This is a genomic window from Rhizobium sp. NPDC092011 (genome assembly GCF_044756305.1).
GTDB lineage: Bacteria > Pseudomonadota > Alphaproteobacteria > Rhizobiales > Rhizobiaceae > Rhizobium.
This window is the reverse complement of record NZ_JBIVSO010000010.1, coordinates 153,223-172,537: the sequence shown is the minus strand read 5'-3', so window position 1 is coordinate 172,537 and position 19,315 is coordinate 153,223. Positions and strand designations below refer to the sequence as shown.

Annotated in this window: 17 protein-coding genes; 13 read left to right on the top strand and 4 right to left on the bottom strand. The window is 58.1% G+C overall.

Translation table 11 applies throughout. The annotated features are described in order from the left end of the window. Positions 1 to 14 precede the first annotated feature (14 nt). The 3 genes from ACIQJ2_RS29185 to ACIQJ2_RS29175 form a co-directional block, all read right to left on the bottom strand. A complete protein-coding gene (locus ACIQJ2_RS29185; RefSeq protein WP_400746660.1) occupies positions 15 to 1,457 on the bottom strand; it encodes an aldehyde dehydrogenase family protein in 1,443 nt (480 codons plus the stop codon). 29 nt (positions 1,458 to 1,486) lie between these two features. Next, positions 1,487 to 2,875: an NAD(P)/FAD-dependent oxidoreductase gene (locus ACIQJ2_RS29180; RefSeq protein WP_400672502.1), complete on the bottom strand. Its 1,389-nt coding sequence runs from the start codon at positions 2,873 to 2,875 to the stop codon at positions 1,487 to 1,489. Positions 2,876 to 2,941: 66 nt separating this feature from the next. Next, positions 2,942 to 3,307 carry a cupin domain-containing protein gene (locus ACIQJ2_RS29175; RefSeq protein WP_400672500.1) on the bottom strand — a complete coding sequence of 122 codons (366 nt, stop codon included), beginning with the start codon at positions 3,305 to 3,307 and terminating at the stop codon, positions 2,942 to 2,944. Between the two features lie 152 nt (positions 3,308 to 3,459). Here ACIQJ2_RS29175 and ACIQJ2_RS29170 point away from each other — a divergent pair, with 152 nt between their 5' ends. The 12 genes from ACIQJ2_RS29170 (at position 3,460) to ACIQJ2_RS29115 (ending at position 17,262) form a co-directional block, all read left to right on the top strand. Further along, a complete protein-coding gene (locus ACIQJ2_RS29170) occupies positions 3,460 to 4,377 on the top strand; it encodes a LysR family transcriptional regulator (RefSeq protein WP_400672498.1) in 918 nt (305 codons plus the stop codon). A gap of 103 nt (positions 4,378 to 4,480) precedes the next feature. Then, positions 4,481 to 5,455: an agmatinase gene (speB, locus tag ACIQJ2_RS29165; RefSeq protein ID WP_400672495.1), complete on the top strand. Its 975-nt coding sequence runs from the start codon at positions 4,481 to 4,483 to the stop codon at positions 5,453 to 5,455. Further along, on the top strand, positions 5,452 to 6,519 hold the full coding sequence (locus ACIQJ2_RS29160) for an ABC transporter ATP-binding protein (protein WP_400672492.1): 1,068 nt from the start codon (positions 5,452 to 5,454) through the stop codon (positions 6,517 to 6,519). The genes speB and ACIQJ2_RS29160 overlap by 4 nt, the downstream gene beginning before the upstream one ends. A gap of 4 nt (positions 6,520 to 6,523) precedes the next feature. Further along, the gene (locus tag ACIQJ2_RS29155) at positions 6,524 to 7,441 is read left to right on the top strand and encodes an ABC transporter permease (protein WP_400672489.1); all 918 of its coding nucleotides are present in this window, start codon (positions 6,524 to 6,526) and stop codon (positions 7,439 to 7,441) included. Between the two features lies 1 nt (position 7,442). Next, positions 7,443 to 8,270 (top strand): ABC transporter permease, encoded by an 828-nt coding sequence (locus ACIQJ2_RS29150; RefSeq protein WP_400672487.1) that lies wholly within the window; start codon positions 7,443 to 7,445, stop codon positions 8,268 to 8,270. A 20-nt stretch (positions 8,271 to 8,290) separates the two neighbouring features. After that, a complete protein-coding gene (locus ACIQJ2_RS29145; RefSeq protein WP_400672485.1) occupies positions 8,291 to 9,316 on the top strand; it encodes an extracellular solute-binding protein in 1,026 nt (341 codons plus the stop codon). A gap of 716 nt (positions 9,317 to 10,032) precedes the next feature. Next, complete coding sequence (locus ACIQJ2_RS29140) at positions 10,033 to 11,172, top strand: ABC transporter substrate-binding protein (protein ID WP_400672483.1); 1,140 nt, start codon at positions 10,033 to 10,035, stop codon at positions 11,170 to 11,172. 125 nt (positions 11,173 to 11,297) lie between these two features. Next, positions 11,298 to 12,743: an amidase gene (locus ACIQJ2_RS29135; RefSeq protein WP_400672480.1), complete on the top strand. Its 1,446-nt coding sequence runs from the start codon at positions 11,298 to 11,300 to the stop codon at positions 12,741 to 12,743. Positions 12,744 to 13,105: 362 nt separating this feature from the next. Then, positions 13,106 to 14,620 carry a malonyl-CoA synthase gene (locus ACIQJ2_RS29130; protein ID WP_400672477.1) on the top strand — a complete coding sequence of 505 codons (1,515 nt, stop codon included), beginning with the start codon at positions 13,106 to 13,108 and terminating at the stop codon, positions 14,618 to 14,620. A 292-nt stretch (positions 14,621 to 14,912) separates the two neighbouring features. After that, positions 14,913 to 15,251: a hypothetical protein gene (locus ACIQJ2_RS29125; RefSeq protein WP_400672474.1), complete on the top strand. Its 339-nt coding sequence runs from the start codon at positions 14,913 to 14,915 to the stop codon at positions 15,249 to 15,251. A 311-nt stretch (positions 15,252 to 15,562) separates the two neighbouring features. Next, positions 15,563 to 15,868: a hypothetical protein gene (locus ACIQJ2_RS29120; protein WP_400672471.1), complete on the top strand. Its 306-nt coding sequence runs from the start codon at positions 15,563 to 15,565 to the stop codon at positions 15,866 to 15,868. Positions 15,869 to 16,149: 281 nt separating this feature from the next. Next, positions 16,150 to 17,262 (top strand): helix-turn-helix transcriptional regulator, encoded by a 1,113-nt coding sequence (locus ACIQJ2_RS29115; RefSeq protein ID WP_400746664.1) that lies wholly within the window; start codon positions 16,150 to 16,152, stop codon positions 17,260 to 17,262. 131 nt (positions 17,263 to 17,393) lie between these two features. Here ACIQJ2_RS29115 and ACIQJ2_RS29110 read toward each other — a convergent pair whose 3' ends face one another. Further along, a complete protein-coding gene (locus ACIQJ2_RS29110; protein WP_400672466.1) occupies positions 17,394 to 18,089 on the bottom strand; it encodes a TetR/AcrR family transcriptional regulator in 696 nt (231 codons plus the stop codon). A gap of 83 nt (positions 18,090 to 18,172) precedes the next feature. Here ACIQJ2_RS29110 and ACIQJ2_RS29105 point away from each other — a divergent pair, with 83 nt between their 5' ends. Then, positions 18,173 to 18,844 (top strand): DAPG hydrolase family protein, encoded by a 672-nt coding sequence (locus ACIQJ2_RS29105; protein WP_400672464.1) that lies wholly within the window; start codon positions 18,173 to 18,175, stop codon positions 18,842 to 18,844. Positions 18,845 to 19,315: the final 471 nt, after the last annotated feature.

The window sequence follows — 19,315 nt, the reverse complement described above, 5'->3', positions numbered from 1 at the left end:
TGCCTCAAGCGGGATCAGGGCGCCGACGTGATGTGTTTGACACCTTGATAGCTTGCCAGCCCCCAGGGGCCGAGTTCGCGGCCGATGCCGCTGGACTTGAAGCCGCCCCAGGCACTTTGCGGATAAACGATCTGGGGCGTGTTGACCCAAACATGGCCGGCCACCATCTCGTCCGCCAATCGCCCGGCGCGCTCCGGATCCGCGGCAACGATGCTGCCTGCCAGCCCGTAGTCTGACGCATTCGCAAGTGCGATGGCCTCCGCATCGCTGCGGAACCGACGGGTCGCCAGAACCGGCCCGAATATTTCCTCCAACCAGATCCGGCTTCCGACATCGACGTGGCGATAGATCGTGGGAGCGACGAATTGACCGGGGCCATCGAGCCTGTGACCGCCGGTCAGGCAATCACAATCTTCGGACCTGGCGACCGCGAAGTAATTCTCCACCTTGCGGAACTGGGCGGGCGTTGTGATCGGACCCATGTCGCAACGGTCTTCAAGAGGAGAAGCCACAGCCATGGAGCGCACGCGCTCCATCAGCGCCTCGAGCAATCGGCTCTCGATCGCCTCATGCACGAGCAATCGAGAGGTCGCCGAACACACCTGTCCAGCATTGTAGAAGATGCCGGTTATCACGCATTCCACGGCGAGATCGAGGTCCGCATCCTCCGTGACGATGATCGCGGATTTGCCGCCGAGTTCGAGAGCAACCGGAATACCGCGGCGGGCGGCGGATGCCATCACCTGCGCACCGGCCGCGTTCGATCCTGTGAAGGAGATTTTGCGAAGGGGCAGTGCATCCGTCATCGCTTTGCCAACGGGCGTGGCACCGGTCACGATGTTGAGAACCCCTGGCGGCAGGCCGATTTCATCGGCGAGATCGGCATAGCACAACTCCACAAGCGGCGTTGCCTCGGACGGTTTGAGGACAACAGTACATCCCGCCGCAAGCGCCGGGGCAATTTTCCAGGCGCTTGTGACCAGAGGAAAATTCCAGGGGACGATCAGCCCCGCCGGACCAATCGGCTCCTGCCGAACTCTGCCCTTGTGGCTTCCCTCGCCAAGGCTTGTCTCGGAATTGGGGCTTTGCTGCAGTTGTTCGAGCAGGTCAGCATAGTAGTCGAAGGTTGCTATGGCGTCTCCCAGATCGATCGACGCCTCGAGCCGCGGCTTTCCGCTATTGGCCATCTGCAGGACTGCGAGCGCCTCTGCGCGACGTTCCAGCCCGCGCGCAAAACCGCGAAGATAGTCGGCGCGGATCTGGCCTGGCAGTCGAGACCAGTCTGCGAATGCCCGGGCCGCGGCTTCGGCAGCGCGTCCCACCTGCTCGCCGCTCGCGGTCGCCATCCTTGCGATGGAGCTTCCGGTCGATGGATCGAGGACTTCGAGCTTCTCCGCCCCCTGCCCGGCTTGCCAGGCTCCATCGATGAAGATGGTATGATCGCGATCGAAATTCATCATGGTCTTCCTTGTTGCATGTCGAACAATCAGGAGAGCGGGAAACCGAGCTTACCCACGAGTTTGAGCCAAAGATTGCGCCAGCCACCCTTGGCTTCGGCGGTGTCGAGCGCATACATGGTGATGCGCGCACCGAGATAACGAAACGGCTCCGGCGGTATGGTGCCGGGCATGGTGCGGGCGAAATCACAGTCGAGTTCCGGACGCTGGCTTCCGGTCAATTTCGCCAGTCCGATATCGGCGCCGAATCTGCTTGCAGAGACACCGAAGCCCGAATAGCCGCCGGCATAGACCACCTTGCCACCATGATAGGTCTGAAAATGAACCGCCATGCGCGTCGTCAAGCCGATCGGCCCGCTCCAGGCATGGGTAAACTCGACATCGTCGAGTTGCGGAAATGTGCGAAAGAAGGCTTCCGCGAGCCGCCCATACGGCGCTGGAGTGCGATCCAGCCGCGGATCCCTGGGGCTGCCGTAGAAATAGCCGAGCCGACCGCCAAACAGAATGCGGTTGTCCTTCGTCAAGCGCATATAATTGAGCTGGGTGCGGGTATCATAGACGCCCTGGCGATTGCGCCAACCGATGCGGCCCATCTGCTCGTCGGTCAAAGGTTGCGTCATCAATATCCGGTCCCGCACCATCGCAACCCGCCGCTTGATGTGATCATGGCCGGCCGCAAACGCATTCGTCGCCAGGAGCACCCTGCGCGCACGCACCTTCCCGTCCCGGGTTTCGGCGGTGACGGTATCGCCGTCATCGGTGAGAGCCCGCAACGGCGTGTGCTCGTATATGCGAACGCCGAGCGCGAGCGCGGCGCGCTTCAGCCCCCATGCAAGCTTCGCCGGATGAAGCGTGCCGCTGTTCTTCTTCGCCCAAAGGCCACCTTCGAACAGAGGGGAGGCAAGCTCCCTGCGGGTTTCCTCAGGCCCCAGCAGGACCACATCATGGCCATGACGCTGTTGCAACTCATATTCCTCGCGCAGGATCGGCAGATTGGCCGCTCCGACAGCAACGGTGAGCTCGCCGTTCCATTCGGCATCGCAATCTATACCATGCCGGTCGAGCGTATGGAGAAAGCCGGCAATATTCGCCTGGCCAAGGGTTTCGAGCATTGCGATGTCTTTGGGAAAGACCCGGACGGCATTGTGGAGACCGTGCATGACCGATGTAGAGACGATCGCGCCGGGCCGACCCGAGGCACCGCAGGCAATGTTTTCCGCCTCGATGAGCACGATCTCTTGCGATGGATTGCTCTCCTTGGCGATGATCGCCGCCCAAAGTCCGGTAAAGCCGCCACCGACGATCAGCATGTCCGCCTCCGTCCGACCGATCAACGACGCTTCGGGTGACGGCGCATCCGGCCGATCAAGCCAGAATGGATGGAAAGTAGCGTTCGCCAGGGCGCGATCGACAAGCATGAATATCTCACATGACGTATCAGAGGACGAAGGGCCCGCCATCCGGGCCTTCCTGCGGGAATGGTTTCAATCGTTGAAGAGAACGTAGATCTTGCGCAGGGTCTCAAACACCTCGAAACGGCCTTCAAATCCCTTGGGCACGATGTAGCAATCGCCGGCACGAAATTCCTGAACGACGCCGTCCGCGCCCGTCAGCGCCACCCGCCCGGAAAGCACGACGCAGAATTCGCTGGATTCCGGATAGCTCAGGATTTCCGCATAGGGCGTGCATTCCCACGTGCCAACGAGGAACTTGCCCTTTCCCGCTTCGTAGTGCATCGCGCCGGTCTCGCTTGGGGATCCACTCACGACAGCCTCTGGTGGAACGACCGAGCAGGCTTCCATTGCGCCGCCGCTTAAGCCATCGCGGGAAAGTCTAATGACTGAACTCATAATAGGATCTCCTGTCAAAACATGCGGCGACATGTTCGCCGTTCAGCAGGAGGATAGGGGTCGCGGGACTCCGCAAAAATCACGCTTTACATCGCGTTGGATTTGCCGTTTTCAATGAATGCATGAGAATATCGGGAGCAGATCTTCACCTTTTGTCCGTCTTCGACTCCGTGGTCCGCAACGGAGGGTTTTCGGCTGCGCAAGCTGAACTCGGCTTGAGCCAGCCGACGATATCCAATCACATTACCGCCTTGGAAACACGCCTGGGCGTCATCCTCTGCCAGCGCGGAAGGCGCGGCTTCCAGCTCACCGAGAAGGGTCGGCAAGTGCATGAAATCGCTGTCGATCTCATGCGCCGGATCGACAACCATTCGATGTCCCTGACGGCCTTGAAGGGCAGTCTCGTCGGTCAGCTGAAGATTGCCGTTGTCGATTGCGTGGCTTCCGATCCGGCACTGAAGCTCACCGAGGCCGTACACAGGCTGAACGATGCAGCGCCTGGCATTCGCATCGAGATCGAGATCGAAAAGCCGGGCGGGATACTTCGCCGTCTGGCCGAGGGCGACATTCACGCCGGGATTGGAAGCTTCGACAACAAGATCAAAGGCTTATCCTATACGAGCCTCTACAAGGAAAGCCATTCTCTATATTGCGGACAGGCGCATCCGCTGTTTTCGGTGCCGGGCGAGAACATCACCCAGCACGACATGGACAAATGCATATGGGTCCATCGCGGCTATTGGAGCCGCGAGCGCAAGAAGAGCCAGCAGGTCATCGAAGCCGACAGGATCGTCGACCAGATCGAGGCACAGCTGCTTTTTGTCTTGAGTGGCAGCTATATAGGCCTCCTGCCCGATCATCTCGCCAAAGCTTATCTTGCCGCCGAAAGGCTTCGCAAACTGCCGCCGCACGAGGATAATTTCGATTGCACGATGCAGCTGGTCTGCAAGAGCGGCGCACATCCGAAGACATTTCAGGTCTTCAGTGACATGCTTGTCGGCCTCTACAGAAACCGCGTGCGAACACCGCCTCGTCCGCGTGTCCTCGAGTGCGATCCCGCGGCGATCTAAGCTCGATACATTGGCTTTTCTCAACGCTAGTTTCCGCACAATGGAATGTTAACCGCGCGGACCTCCTCCCAAACTCCATCGAGTGACATTTTTGGGAGGTCGCATGTCTTTCAACCAGCCTTTGGGCGGCAACACTATGCCGCGCTTCGGAGGACCCGCCACGATGATGCGGTTACCCTCCGCCTCGTCAACAGAAAACCTGGACGCCTGTTTCATCGGCATCCCCATGGATATCGGCACGTCGAACCGGCCGGGTACCCGTCTGGGACCGCGCCAGATCCGCGACGAGAGCCGCATGATCCGCCCCTACAACATGGCGACTGGGGCAGCTCCCTTCGACGTGCTGCAAGTCGCCGACATTGGTGATGTTCCGATCAACACCTTCGACCTGAAGAAGTCGGTCGACATCATCACCGACTTCTATCGCGGCGTCCTGCGCCACCAGACGATCCCGCTGACGCTCGGCGGCGACCATACGCTCACATGGCCGATCTTGAGAGCTATCAAGGAACGCCATGGTCCGGTCGCGCTCATCCATGTCGATGCGCATTCCGACACCAACGAACACATGTTCGGCGAAACCGTCGCTCACGGCTGCCCGTTCAGACGAGCCTGGGAAGACGGTTGCCTTCAGAACGACAAGGTATTCCAGATCGGCATTCGCGGTTCGGGCTACAGTCCCGAGGATTTCGACTGGGGACGCAAGCAGGGCTGGACCTGCATTCAGGCCGAAGAGGTCTGGTGGAAATCCCTGACGCCCTTGATGGCCGATATTCGCCGGACAATCGGAGATGCGCCTGTTTATCTGACCTACGATATCGACAGTCTTGATCCGGCCTTCGCACCGGGCACCGGCACCGTCGAGGTGGGTGGCCTGACAACCATCCAAGGACTGGAGATCATTCGCGGCTGCGCCGGATTGAACCTGGTCGGCTGCGACCTCGTGGAAGTGTCTCCCCCTTACGATCCCGCGGGCAATACCGCGATGATTGCCGCAAACTTCCTCTATGAAATGCTTTGCGCACTGCCCCGCGTCGAGGCGTCCCGACAAGACACACGGCGGGGGAACGGACGTTGATCGAGGTTGATCGTATTCAAGTCAGGTTCGGAGACGGCCCCAACGCCTTCGTCGCTTTGAACGATGTCAGCGTGACGATCGGCGAAAGCGAGTTTTTCACGCTTCTCGGCCCATCCGGTTGCGGAAAGACCACTCTACTGCGGTCGATCGCCGGCTTCATTCGTCCGCGCGAAGGTGCCATCCGTCTGGCCGGACAGGACATTCTTTCGCTTCCCCCTTTCAAGCGGCCGGTCAACACCGTCTTCCAGAACTATGCTCTGTTTCCACACATGACCGTCGCCGAAAATGTTGGTTTCGGTTTGGAAATGCTGGGCCGCGCTCGCTCGGACGTGCGCCGCGTCGTCGAGGAAATGTTAGCTCTCGTCAAGATGTCGGCAATGGCGGGGCGACGACCGGCGGAACTGTCGGGCGGGCAACAGCAGCGCGTCGCACTCGCCCGCGCTCTGGCTCCGAAACCGAAGGTGCTTCTTCTCGATGAATCGCTTTCCGCGCTCGACCTCAAGCTGCGCAAGGAGATGCAGATCGAGCTGAAGCGTCTGCAGGCGGAGACGGGCATCACCTTCATCTTTGTCACCCACGACCAGGAAGAGGCTTTGACCATGAGCGACCGCATAGCGGTCATGAGCTCGGGCAAGATCCTGCAGATCGGAACGCCGCGTGAAATCTACGATCATCCGCGCGACCGCTTCGTCGCGGATTTCATCGGTGACACGAATTTTGTCCAGGCAAGGCTTGCCGATGACGGCTCGGTGACATTGCCCGGTGGATCATCGGTCAGGGCAGCCCTACCCGACAGCACCTTGTCGGCCAATCGTACGGTGACACTTGCGATCCGTCCGGAACAGACGTCGCTCGACCATGCCTCCGAGCATGCCCAGCTTTCGGGCATTCTGGAGAACATCGTCTACTGCGGCACGGACACGCATTTTCACCTGACGCTCGCAGACGGTGCGCGGTTCGTCGTCCGCCGCCAGAACAGTCCGACGAAAACCCCGACGTTCGAAAGGGGGCAGCGTCTCGCCATCGGATTTGAGCCACAGGCCATTCAGGTTCTGAGGGACTGACGCCATGGCCAAAGCTTCACTCTCACGCGATGCCCTTGCGGCCGGACGGCGCGAAACCCGGAACCGCTGGCTCCTGCTCTTGCCGGCAATCGTGCTTTTGCTTGCCGCGGCGGTCGGTCCACTGATCATCGTCGTCGTCTACTCCTTTCTGACGGCCGGCGATTTCGGCGGGGTCGTCTGGCACTTCTCCTTAGATGGCTGGCTCAGCGTCTTTGCCAGCAGAGACCCGTTTGACGGCACGCTCACGCTCGCCGATGCCCATGTCTCCATTCTGTGGCGATCGGTGAAGCTGTCTTTTCTGACGACGGTGTTTTGCCTGATCCTCGGCTTTCCAACCGCCTATTTCATCGCAACGCGCCCGGTTACCCAACGTGACGGCTGGATGCTGCTGATCACCATTCCTTTCTGGACCAATCTTCTGATCAGGACCTTTGCCATCATGGGGCTGATCCGCAACGAAGGCATGGTGAACGGCTTTCTTCAATGGCTCGGCATCATCAATCAGCCGATCCAGATGATGTTTACCGACTTCGCGATCCTGCTCGGCATGGTCTATGTATATCTGCCCTTGATGGTCCTGCCGCTCTACGCGTCGATGGAGCGGCTGAATTTCTCGCTAATCGAAGCAGCATATGATCTCTACGCCACCCCGCGGCGCGTGCTGCGCAGAGTGATCATTCCGGCCGTCAAGCCAGGGATCATCGCCGGCTCCATTCTCGTTTTCGTGCCGTCGCTCGGCGCCTATGTGATCCCGAGAATTCTCGGGGGCGGCACGCAGCTGATGGTCGGCAATCTGATCGAGCTGCAATTCGGTCAGGCGCGGAACTGGCCGCTCGGAGCGGCTCTCTCGATCACCTTGCTGGTCATGGTGACGGCCGCGCTCATCGTCTATGTCCGCGCCTCCGCGAATGAAGGAGAATGAGATGGCAAGGCATTCCAACAGGTTCGACCCTCGCCGGCAAAAGGGCTTCACCGCCATCGCGACATTCTGCTTCATCGTGCTGTATCTGCCGATCGTTCTGATGGTGATCTTCTCTTTCAACGGCAGTTCGGCCCTGACCAGCTGGGCGGGTTTCTCCTTGGACTGGTACGTCGCCGCCTGGCACAATGACACAGTACAGGCCGCAACCCTTCGCTCGCTGGCAATAGCGGCCGTTGCCACCGTTGTTTCGACCTCGGTTGCCGTCCTTGCCGCACTTGCCATGGGCAGGGGCAAAACCTTCCGCGGCCGCAGCACCATGTTCGCGCTGATCAACCAGCCGCTGATGGTGCCTGAAATCGTGACCGCCGTGTCGCTGCTCGTCGTCTTTGCCTGGATCAAGACGCGTACCGGCTATTCCGGCCTCGGCTATCTCATCCTCGCGCACTCGGCATTTTGCATACCCTTTGCATTCATGCCGGTTCGGGCCCGCCTTCAAGGCATGGACCAGACGCTGGAGCAGGCCGCCGCAGACCTTTATGCATCGCCCTGGCGCACGTTCCGCCGGATCACCTTCCCGCTCCTGTGGCCGGGCATTCTGGCAGGCGCAACGCTTGCCTTCGTTACCTCGCTCGATGACGTCGTCATCACCGAATTCGTCAAGAGCGCCGGCCAGGACACGCTTCCAACATACATGCTGGGGCAGATGCGGCGCAGCCTCACGCCCGAAACCAACGCTATCGCCACGGTCCTGTTCGTCATCTCCGTGGTGCTGGTCGTGGTGTTCTTTCTCATCAGCCGCGAGAACCATACCAAGACAAATCATTCCTGAAGCAAGAAGAGAGGGGAAACATGAAAAATCTCATCGCATCAGCTACCGCCGCAATGTTGTTCGCCAGCCCAGCCCTGGCTGGAGGCGAACTGAATATCTACAACTGGGGCAACTACACGCCTCCGGACATGATCAAGAAATTCGAGCAAACCTATAATGTGAAGGTCACTGTCACGGATTACGACAGCAACGACACGGCATTGGCAAAGGTGGAGGCGGGAGGCCATGGCTTCGATATGGTCGTTCCGGCCGGCATCTACGTTCCGATCTGGGTTCAGAAAGGCCTGCTTCTGGAAGCGCGGCCAGACCAGATGGAGAATTTCAAGAATGTCGATCCTAAATGGAGCAATCCCGGCTTCGACCCGGGCCGGCACTACACGGTGCCCTGGCAATGGGGTACGGTCGGCATTTCGGTGAACCGGGACGTCTATAAAGGCAACATCAACACCTCCGCCATCCTGTTCGACCCACCGAAGGAATTGAAAGGCAAGATCAACATCGTTCCTGAAATGAACGACATCATGGCTCTGGCGGTCCACTATGTCGGCGGCCAGACCTGCTCCAACGACATGACGGTCCTGAAGAAGGTCCGGGACCTGCTTGTCGCGTCCAAACCGAACTGGCTGTCGATCGATTACGGAACGGTCGAGCAATTGGCTCAGGGCGATATCGCCGCCGGTATGAACTGGAATGGTGCTTCCTTCAGAAGCCGTCTTATCAATCCGAAGCTCGAATTCGGCTTCCCGCAAGAAGGCTTCCCTGTCTTCATGGACAATCTTGCCATCCTCTCGGATGCCAAGAACGTGGAAAACGCCAAGCTGTTCATGAACTTCGTCATGCAGCCCGAGAATGCCGCGATGATTTCGGCCTACGCCCGGTATGGCAATGGAATTATCGGCTCCGAGAAGTTCATGCCGGAAGATATGAAGACGGCGCCGGAGGTCAACATCCCGGCGGACCTGGCAAAGGCGGGCTTCCCGGCTGAAACCTGCTCACCCGAGGTGATGAAGATCTATACGAAGATCTGGACCGACCTGCAGAAGTAGGTGCAGAAACGCACTGGTTGCGGCTGCGACGGTTGATGGCAGGCGACGCCCGGCATTCAGGCTCCCTTGAGCATTATCCTCACAAGCGCGTTCACTGACTTGGAGCACTTCCGCTTTCTTTAAAGCGCGGAAGTGCTCCATTCCATTATTTTTCGTGAATTTCAAATTGAAGATTCCTGCCGCATGTTTCCTGGCATTGCCCTAGCTTGCATCTACTCCCGGAATATCGTGTGGCGACGCATCCCGCAGCGGCCTTTGTAAATACGGCAGATATTCTATCTGGATGGGAGCGAATTCGGTCGCCAAAATGCGTCCGTTTTGTTATATAATTAACATGTAAAACAACTTGACAGGCATGACCGCGCGGTCAATTCTAATATTCGAACAACAGGTTCAAATATTGAACATTTGGCAACTCGCTTCATCTGCGAGCGCTAGACGTGTGACGTTTGGGAGATGCGCTCTTGGGGAGGAGAGCCATAACATCGGCCTAACTCAGGTGACTTCCAACACATATGTAGACGGTGCCAGTCTCAGCGACGAACACCGTACCATAGCATATGCGCGACACCGCAATGCTAAAATCATGGCCAGATAGAGGACGTTCTCATCGATAGAGAGCTTAGAAATACATCCGGCGCCACCAGAAGCATCGGATAGAAAGAGGGAACAAAATGAAGAAATCCTATGGCATCCTCGCCGGATCAGCCTTTGCGATGCTGGCTGCCGCTTGCGGAGCATCGCCGGTACAAGCATCTCCCATTTGCAAGAATGGACCTATTCATATCGGTGCAATCTCAACGATTACTGGTCTGTCCGATTTTTCCGATGCACCCAATGCCACCAAGGCGACGTTTGATCAGTTCAACGACGCCGGCGGTATAAACGGGTGTAAGATTGACTATACTATCGCCGATGATAAAGGTGATCCACAGGTTGCATCCCAGGCAGCCAGAGACTTGATCGACAATCAAAATGTTGTTGCACTTGCTGGCGGCGCAAGTCATCTCGATTGCTCCGTCAACGCAGGGATCTATAATAAAAATGGCGTTCTTTCGGTTCCGGCCGTTGGCATAGACCCTGTTTGCTTCAATGCTCCCAGCATATCCCCCGTCAATGTCGGACCATACACGCTTAGCACCGTGATGCTCGATTATGCGAGCAATACCCTCAAAGCCAAGAACCTATGTGCGTTCTTCATCATCATCGGGGGCACCAAGGAAGCCTATGCCAATGCGGTCTCCGCGTGGGAAAGGGCAAGAGGAAAGAAAATAGCGCTTGTCGATATGACACTGCCGCCGCAAGGGGATTTGACACCTTATCTCATTCGCGCGCGCGATGCAGGCTGCGACGCCGTATTGACCAATCATGTGGAGCCGGGAGCGGTCCAATGGGTAAAGACTGCTGATACGCAGAAGATTTCCGGCATCAGCTGGTTATTTCTCGCAGCGAGCTATACCGAAGGTGTGGCGACATCCCTCGCGAACAGCAAGCAACCTGTCTATGTCGGGACCGAGTGGGAGCCGTATACGGAGGATGGCGAGGCCAATGCCGCCTGGGCCAAGACCATGGAGAAGGCCGGCTTGAAAAAGACGGCATTCTCGCAAGGTGGCTATCTCGCCGCCAAGGTGATGATCGACACGATATCCGGGATCGACGGCGAGGTAACGCGGAGCTCCGTTACATCCGCCTTGAAGCAGGGTCAGAAGCTCAACTATCCGATGGCCGGCAGCAGCTATGTCTTTGGCGACGCGAAAGCCCATTCGCCCATGAAGGCCACGAAGGTCATGCAGCTGGTCGAAGGGAAATGGACCGTCAAGACAAGTGATTGGTATGCGCTGCCGCAGGCCGAATAGTCTCCGATTATAACGGCGCGGCCCCGGCTGGGCCATGCCAGCGTCATGCGCAACATCAAAGACCAGAGCGCAGGGAGACAGTGTCAGAATCGCGGCACGCTCTGGAACCATGGAGAGGCTATCTGATGGCGTCATTTGCCAAATTCACCGGCTCGGAACTCTCAGCGAAAGAGGCCCATGAAATCGTGAAGCTGTTGCGGCGGAAGGAAATCACCCCGTCCGACCTTCTGAGCGTGTCTTACGATCGGATTGAAGCAGTCGAACCCGAAGTCAACGCGATGCCAACCCTCTGCCGGCATCGAGCGGAAGCAGCGGCCCACCAGATAGCAACCCGCACTGAGACTGCGAACAATATGCTTTGCGGGCTGCCGATATCCATCAAGGACCTGACCAATGTTGCCGGCGTACGCACGACGATGGGGTCAAAGGGGCTCGCCGACCATGTGCCCCAGGAGAGCGATCCGCTGGTATTGCGCCTCGAGGCGCGCGGCGGCATCGTCACGGGCAAGACCAATACTCCGGAATTTGGCGCAGGCGCGAATACGTTCAACGCCGTGTTCGGCATGACCCGAAATCCATGGGATACCTCAAAAAATGCAGGCGGATCTTCCGGTGGTGCGGCGGCCTCACTTGCTACGGGCGAGGTATGGCTGGCGCACGGATCAGACCTTGCCGGATCGCTACGCACACCGGCGGCCTATTGTGGCGTGGTTGGCCTGAGGCCCAGCCCGGGGATTACAGGCGGAGGCCCCGGTCCGATCAAGTTTCACACCGAAGGCGTACAGGGTCCCATGGCACGCAGCGTACGCGATTGCGCGCTGTTCCTCGACGCCATGGCGGGGTTCGACCCAAGGTCACCCATTTCCCATCCTCCTCCGCAGGATCCGTATGAAGATGCGGTCATTCGGGCGGAAGGCAAGCTTCGCATCGCCTACACTCCCGATATGAACGGGTTTGCCGTAACGTCCAAGGCAATGGATGAGCATCTGCGTGCAGCATTGCTCGTTATGGAGCGGGCGGGCTCTGTTGTCGAGGAGGCCTGCCCGCCGCTACCGGACTTGGATCGAACCTATCGTGTTCTTCGTTCTATGCTTTGGGCCGCGCTGCCGGGTCGAACGCCAGCCGAGGTGCAACGTCATTTCAAGGACACTCTTCGCGAAAATATCGAATTTGGAAAAGCCATTACCATCGAAGATGTCTACGATGCCCAATATGGCCGCACGCGAATTTTTGACAACATGGTCGGCTTCCTAGAGAATTTCGATGTTCTTGCATGTCCGGTGGTTGGTCTGATGCCTGGCCCGATAGAGGAGGAATATCCGACGCATGTCGATGACGTTCCGCTTGACGACTATATCAGCTGGCTGCGGTTTTCATATTTGGCGACGGTCGCAGGTCTTCCGGCAATCTCCGTGCCCGTCGGCCTGAACAAGGACGGGCTTCCTGTCGGTTTGCAGTTGATCGGGCACCCTCGGGGGGAGGCAGCGCTGCTGGCGGCGGCCCGTATCGTCGAAGCCAATCTGGGCGGTCCTCTCGGTCCGATAGACCCGATCGTGACGCATCGCCCCTAGAGCACTTCCGGGAAAAATCTGCGACGATCTTCCGCCCGGAGTGCCAGAAAAATAGAAAGATGGATCGTTTCCGCGACCAAGGTGCAGCAGAAGCGATCTATCATCCCGATGTCCGGCGACAACAGCTCCTGTGGTGACCCTTGGCCGCAATTGGGCACGATGCGAGAAACCGTCAGTCCCCGGTCGACTATCTCTATGAGGCAAAATAAAGCGAGATCGGCCGGGAAGCATTTGCCGACGGTGGCTAAGTCATTGCGACCGCATCCACTCGTAGGCTACTTATGATGGTCAGGTGGGATCCTGGATCCCCCATGTGAATGAAGCCGCCGCACCAAAAGAAGCGTCTCAGGGGAAATACCACTATGAACAACTACCTTTTCGATGCGATCCGCAATGCCGCAACACCACACGCATGCTTCATCGAAACGCCTGGTGGCGGGCGATTGTCCTATGCGGACATGTTCGATCGCTCCGGGCGTCTTGCCGCGGCGATTTCCGAGCTGGGCGTGTTGCCGGGCGATCGAGTGGCAGTCCAGGTGGAGAAAAGCCCGGATGCGCTCATGCTCTACCTCGCCTGCCTTCGCGCCGGAGCGGTCTATCTCCCCCTCAACACGGCCTACACGCTGAAGGAACTCGACTACTTCGTTGGCGATGCCGAACCGAAGCTCATCGTCGTGTCATCGAAATCGTTCGAAGGTGCGCGGGCGATCGCCGGTGCCCATGGCGCCCATGTCACAACGCTGGATGATACAGGCAGCGGCTCATTGCTCGATCTTGCTCGCACCAAGAGCGCCGATTTCGCCGATGTCAGGCGGGAAGGCGATGACCTTGCTGCGATACTCTACACATCGGGAACGACTGGTCGCTCGAAGGGGGCCATGTTGACGCATGACAATCTCCTCTCGAACGCCGTCACCTTGCGCCGCGCCTGGCGTTTCACCCATGCCGATCGATTGATCCATGCGCTGCCGATTTTCCATACGCATGGCCTCTTCGTCGCCACCAACGTTACCTTGCTCGCCGGGGCGTCGATGTATCTTCTGCCAAAGTTCGACCCGCATGAAGTCCTGCAGTTGATGCCGACATCGAGCGTATTGATGGGCGTTCCGACATTCTATGTCCGTCTGCTTCAGCATCCCGGGCTGACACGGGAAGCGACCGCCGGCATGCGCCTGTTCGTCTCCGGTTCGGCGCCGCTGCTTACTGAGACGCATCGCGGCTTTTCCGAAAAGACCGGTCATGCCATTCTCGAACGATACGGCATGACCGAGACGAACATGAACACCTCCAATCCTTATGTCGGGGATCGGATCGCCGGCACCGTCGGGTTCCCCCTGGAGGGCGTCGAGATACGCATCACAGATCCAGACTCCGGTCGCACGCTTGCTTGCGAAGAGACGGGCATGATCGAGGTAAAGGGTCCCAATGTCTTCAGGGGCTATTGGCGCATGCCCGAAAAGACCGCCGCCGAATTCCGCGCAGACGGGTTCTTCATCACCGGCGACCTCGGGAAGATAGACGAGCGCGGCTATGTTCACATCGTGGGCCGTGGAAAGGATCTCGTGATTTCAGGCGGATACAATATCTACCCGAAGGAGGTCGAGACCGAGATCGATAGTCTGCCAGGGGTCGTCGAAAGCGCCGTAATCGGGGTTCCGCATCCCGACTTTGGCGAAGGCGTTACGGCTATCGTCGTCGCGGACAAGGATATCGGGCTCGACGAGCAGACGGTCCTTGATGGATTGGAGGACCGCCTTGCTCGATACAAACAGCCAAAGCGCGTTATCTTCGTCGATGAACTCCCGCGCAATACCATGGGCAAGGTGCAGAAGAATCTTCTTCGTGAGGCCTATGCGAAGATTTACAGCAAGAGCTGAGGCCAAGATGCGAAACAGTGCGGCGTGACCTACAAGCGCTGTTGGACACCCGCAACGACAGCATGATCTGTATCGACCCCGTATGTGTTCCGATATCCGCGAATGAAGATGCTTTCCTGATTTAAGCCCACGGCGAGCACCCAGGCCTTACATGCCTGAAGCCGACATTTGTCGTGCCCCTCCATACTCCGGCCGCTGCGGCTTATTTCGATACGCAGCACCGCGCTCACTTAGCAGGGCGTTAACTCAAACCATGCGAGACTGATAAGGCCCCCAACCAAGGAAAACCCGTATGGTGTCCGCAATTTCCTCGCCTTCGACTGCGACAGCAACTATCAATTCGTCATCCTCCAACGCCACCGAGGCTCAGCTTAAAGTTACGATCAAGGAAAAGAATAGAGAGCTCGCCAAAGCGACGGACGAGAAGACAAGAGCCGCGCTGCAAAAGCAGATCACCAAGCTGCAGGCACAGCTTCAAAAGCTGCAGAGTGCCGACAAGTCGAAATCCACAGCAGGTGCGGAAGAACAGAACCACCCATCGGGTTCGACGCTTTCAGGCGAAAGCGATCGGATCGGCACCAAGAATTTCGATGCAACCGCCGAGTTCGGCCAGCGGGAAGCCTACGTCTAACACATTTCCCTTTTGAGGAATGCTGGAAAACTGCCCTATCTCTTCGTTTGCATATAATTGCAGGCGCGAGGCCGTTACTGGGATTGCGCGAGCCCGTCGGCGAATGCCGTTGCGGGTTTGCGCGACAGGGCTCGATTGACCTCCCCCTTCTAGTGCGGCTTTTTCTTCCGTGTGGACCTTTCGAGAGGGAACCTGCATCGGCTGACGCTATGGTTCCGGCGGAAGACGCCGTATAGCCTGTATAAAAGTTTGAGTTGACCACTTTCGACGGCGAGGAGACACTTAGGGCTGCAACGGGGCAGGAGGAAAAAATGGACGAAGAGAACCGCTGGCGCCACATGGCAAGCGCACCGAGAGACGGCAGCCGGATCCTTGTAACGATCCGCCCGTCCGAGCAGGGACCGGCGGAAGTTGACCTCGCCTATTGGTCGCATGGCGATCAGTTCGGCACGGAAGGATGGCGCGCTTCGGATTCCGCGCCCGGCCGCATTGTCGAATATGCCGAGCCGGAGCTGAAATGCTGGATGCCGATGCCTCTGGCCAGCCATAGTCGTGCCTCCATGCCCTCGCCATGGGAGGGCGATGACGCCCAGCAACTCGATGGGTCAGGAATCTGATAACAGCACCCCCGGCAGACGCAGCTTATCGGGGCGGATGGCACAGTCCAGGGCACGCCTCACTCAAGCCCCGCCGCTGGACGAGATTTTGATATCAAATATCCGACATTGCCAGGTCACAGCCTGCATCACTGTTCCAAGCCCGGGCGGCGGTCGGGCGAGCCTTCGGGGCGCAAAACATTCACGAGCACCTGATCTACTCCAAATGGAGGATGCAACCGTCAAGTGTATAGACTAGTCTATTATTGGGGGAACTGGGGCGGGAAACCGTATGATTGGGGATGTCTGGCATCAATTTGGCGGCTCTGGGCCGCGCGCTTGACCGCTCTCTGGAAGCGGCCTTCGATACGTCACTCTGGAAGGACGTCATCACCGATATAGCCGCTGCCACCGGCTCATTCGGCGCAAACATCATTCCCGTCTCGAATCGCAATCCCGAGCTGGTGATCCATACGGATTCGATGGCCGCCCCTCTCCAAGATTACTTCAATGGCGGATGGCATCAGAATGAGTGGCGGCTTCGCGGCTTGCCCTTCCTGAAGCGCGACGGAATTGTCCGCGACCAGCAATATACCTCCCCGGAGGCCTTTGAAAAACACGCTTACTTCAAATTCCACGTCAAGCACGGTATGGGCAGTGCATGCCTGATCGCCTGGAGCGTCCACCCCGATGACCCACTGGCCCTCGCGCTGCATCGCGGACTTGATCCCGGCGGCTATAGCAACGAGGAAGTGGCCATTTTCATTCAAATGCGAGAGCGGCTGATGGCTTCTGCGAATATTATGCAGCGATTGTCGACGAGCAGGGTCGACGGCATGTCGGACGCTTTTGAGATGGCAGGGATTGCTGCCATTTTCTTCGATCGGTTCGGCAAGGTGACACGGGTCACAAGCGATGCCGAGCGGATGCTCGGCAAGGAGCTGATGGTCGCAAACAGGGAGTTGAAATCCCGAAAGCACGAGGAAACCGCGCGGATCCGGAGGAGGATGCAGGCCGTCATCGACGAGAAATGGCTCTTGGCCGACCCAGAGGCGCCCGCCCTGGTGGAGATCGAAAGGGAAGCCGCCCGCTCGCTCTATCTGCGGATTCAAAGGTTGGGCGGGAGTTTGCCGGATTTCTTTTCAGAATCCATCGGGGTGTGTCTTATCGAGGACGCGGAGGCGAAAAAAACCGCACGGCCGGAGAGGTTCCAAAGCCTGTTCAACCTGACTCCGAAGCAGGCGCTTATTCTCTCGAAGCTGTGCGAAGGTCTTTCCCTCCGGGAGATTTCCGAAACATACGAACTGTCATATGAAACCGCACGCACGCATCTAAGGGCTATTTTCGCCAAGACGAAGACGGGTCGCCAATCCGAACTTATCGCCCTCGCCAACAAGATCACGCTGGCAAAATAACTGCCCGAATACGAGGCAGTTCGTCGACGGCAACGGTTCAAAAGCGTGCATGGATACATTGAGCCGGAATTGTTTTGCCACCACCCAGTCTCCATTGAACAGGCGCATTGAGTCAAAGAGGGAAAACACAATCAACCCGGCGATAGAGGCTCAGCACGGGCCGCGCCCATCATATCGGGCAAGGTCCGCTCAAATATCAGCGGGGCTAGATAGTTGACACAATTTCCGACATGCTCGGCGACAACGTCGTCAGCATCGTCAAACGGAATTGCTACTCCGATAGAGGCTTGGCGCAGGGGTTCTGCGACCAAGACCGCGAGGATGGTACGTGCTTGACGATCGGGATCGTCGCGCTTGACTTCTCCCGACGCCTGTCGGTGCTGAAGCCACGATGACAACGCCTTTACGCCCTTCTCGATGCCATTCCTGTTGTAGGTTTCGGCCAGCAGCGCGCGCGCTTTCTCTTCCCCCGATATGAGGCGAAACAACAGGACTGCGTCCCTTGAAAGAGCGATGCGGTAAATGCGGAAGAGCAATTCCTTTAGTGCGCCAACCGCATCGCCACCGCCGGCGGCGCCTGCGCTGCCATAGGAGCTCGCATCCAATTGCTCGGTCCAAGATGCAACGATCTGACCGACCAGCTCCTCGCGACTATCCTCGAAGCTGTAGATCGTCTTCTTGGCAACACCCGCCGCCTGGGAAACCGCATCTATACTGAACTTGGAGAACCCCGCCTCCAGAAGGACGCGACCGGCGGCCTCAAGGACTTTGCGCCTAACTTCCTCCTTGTCTTGGGTCGGGCGCCCCCTGCCTCGTTTCTCCAACATGCTTCTCCTTGACCGATGTTCATTGCACCTATAGATCTCCATTTAGGAAACGATAATCGTTTCCTAAATGGAGATACCGAAAAATGCAAAACCAACATGATGCGAATACCCTCGCTGCAATGCTTGATCCGGGTCCGATGAGGCTTGAGATGGGGATTGAACGCCTGGCCTCAGGAGCGCTTGTTGTTGCCTGCAGGACGGCAATGCGTGGCTGCACCGGCGCAATGCTCGATTGGTGGTTCACGTATTTTGAAACCGACGAGCATCTGCGCTGGTGGCATCCCCTTGATCATCGGCACCATCTGGGCTGGGACAGCAACTGGGAAAAAGGGAAGAACCTCATCGGCGCAACAATACGCGCGACGGAATCGTTGGGGGATATTCCGCCCGTGACGGCAACCATCAAGTTTCTGGAACCCGCAGAATTCTTCGACGCAGAGGACTTACAACGCGCAACCGCAAACCATGTCGTCTCCGCAATCGTCTGCGCTGGCATAGGCTTCGGAGATGACGTCGTCCTCGACGACGCCGGCGTGCCGACCGGAGGCAGGATGATGCATGTCGCAAGAGACAACCATGAAGGCCTGGTTCTGCGGAGCAGGTTTGTCTTGGGCCTTGATGCTCATCCCGTGCCCGACGAGATTGGTCTTGGCCTGATGCGACATTGCCATTCAGAATTTACCTATCTGGCAAAGGCGCTTCCCTCCTTATTTTACGGAGACGCCACAAATCCGCGGCCGGCGGATATCTGGTGACAGAAGCTACGGCACGGCGATGATACATTAAAGAAGCCAAATGCGATTGAAAAAGCAAGAGGATGGAGCGCTTTCACGGTGCAAAGGAAACGAGAGCGCTTTATCCTGCCGAGGACGGGCAAAGTCGGATAGTTCAATATTAAGCCGGCGCCAAGCCGACATTGCTCCTGGGACCACACCACCGCGCGAGACAGACACATCGCGCGCAAAATCGGTAGGTCAACCTTCGGTCACCATATATCCAGGAGCCATCCGGATTTGGCCACACCAGATCACCGGTAGTTCATCACCCATGGCCAGGATTTCAACGAGTTGCCGCAGCAAAGGGGGGCGCCAGTAACAATGGCATGGAGGAGCCGCCGATCCGGCTGGTAGCGCCGATGTGGCTTGCCGTTCACGGAGCGAGCCGAGCTGATAGCCTGGAGCTCGACAGCAGCGAACGAGGATCACTCCACCGCTCCGCCAATACCA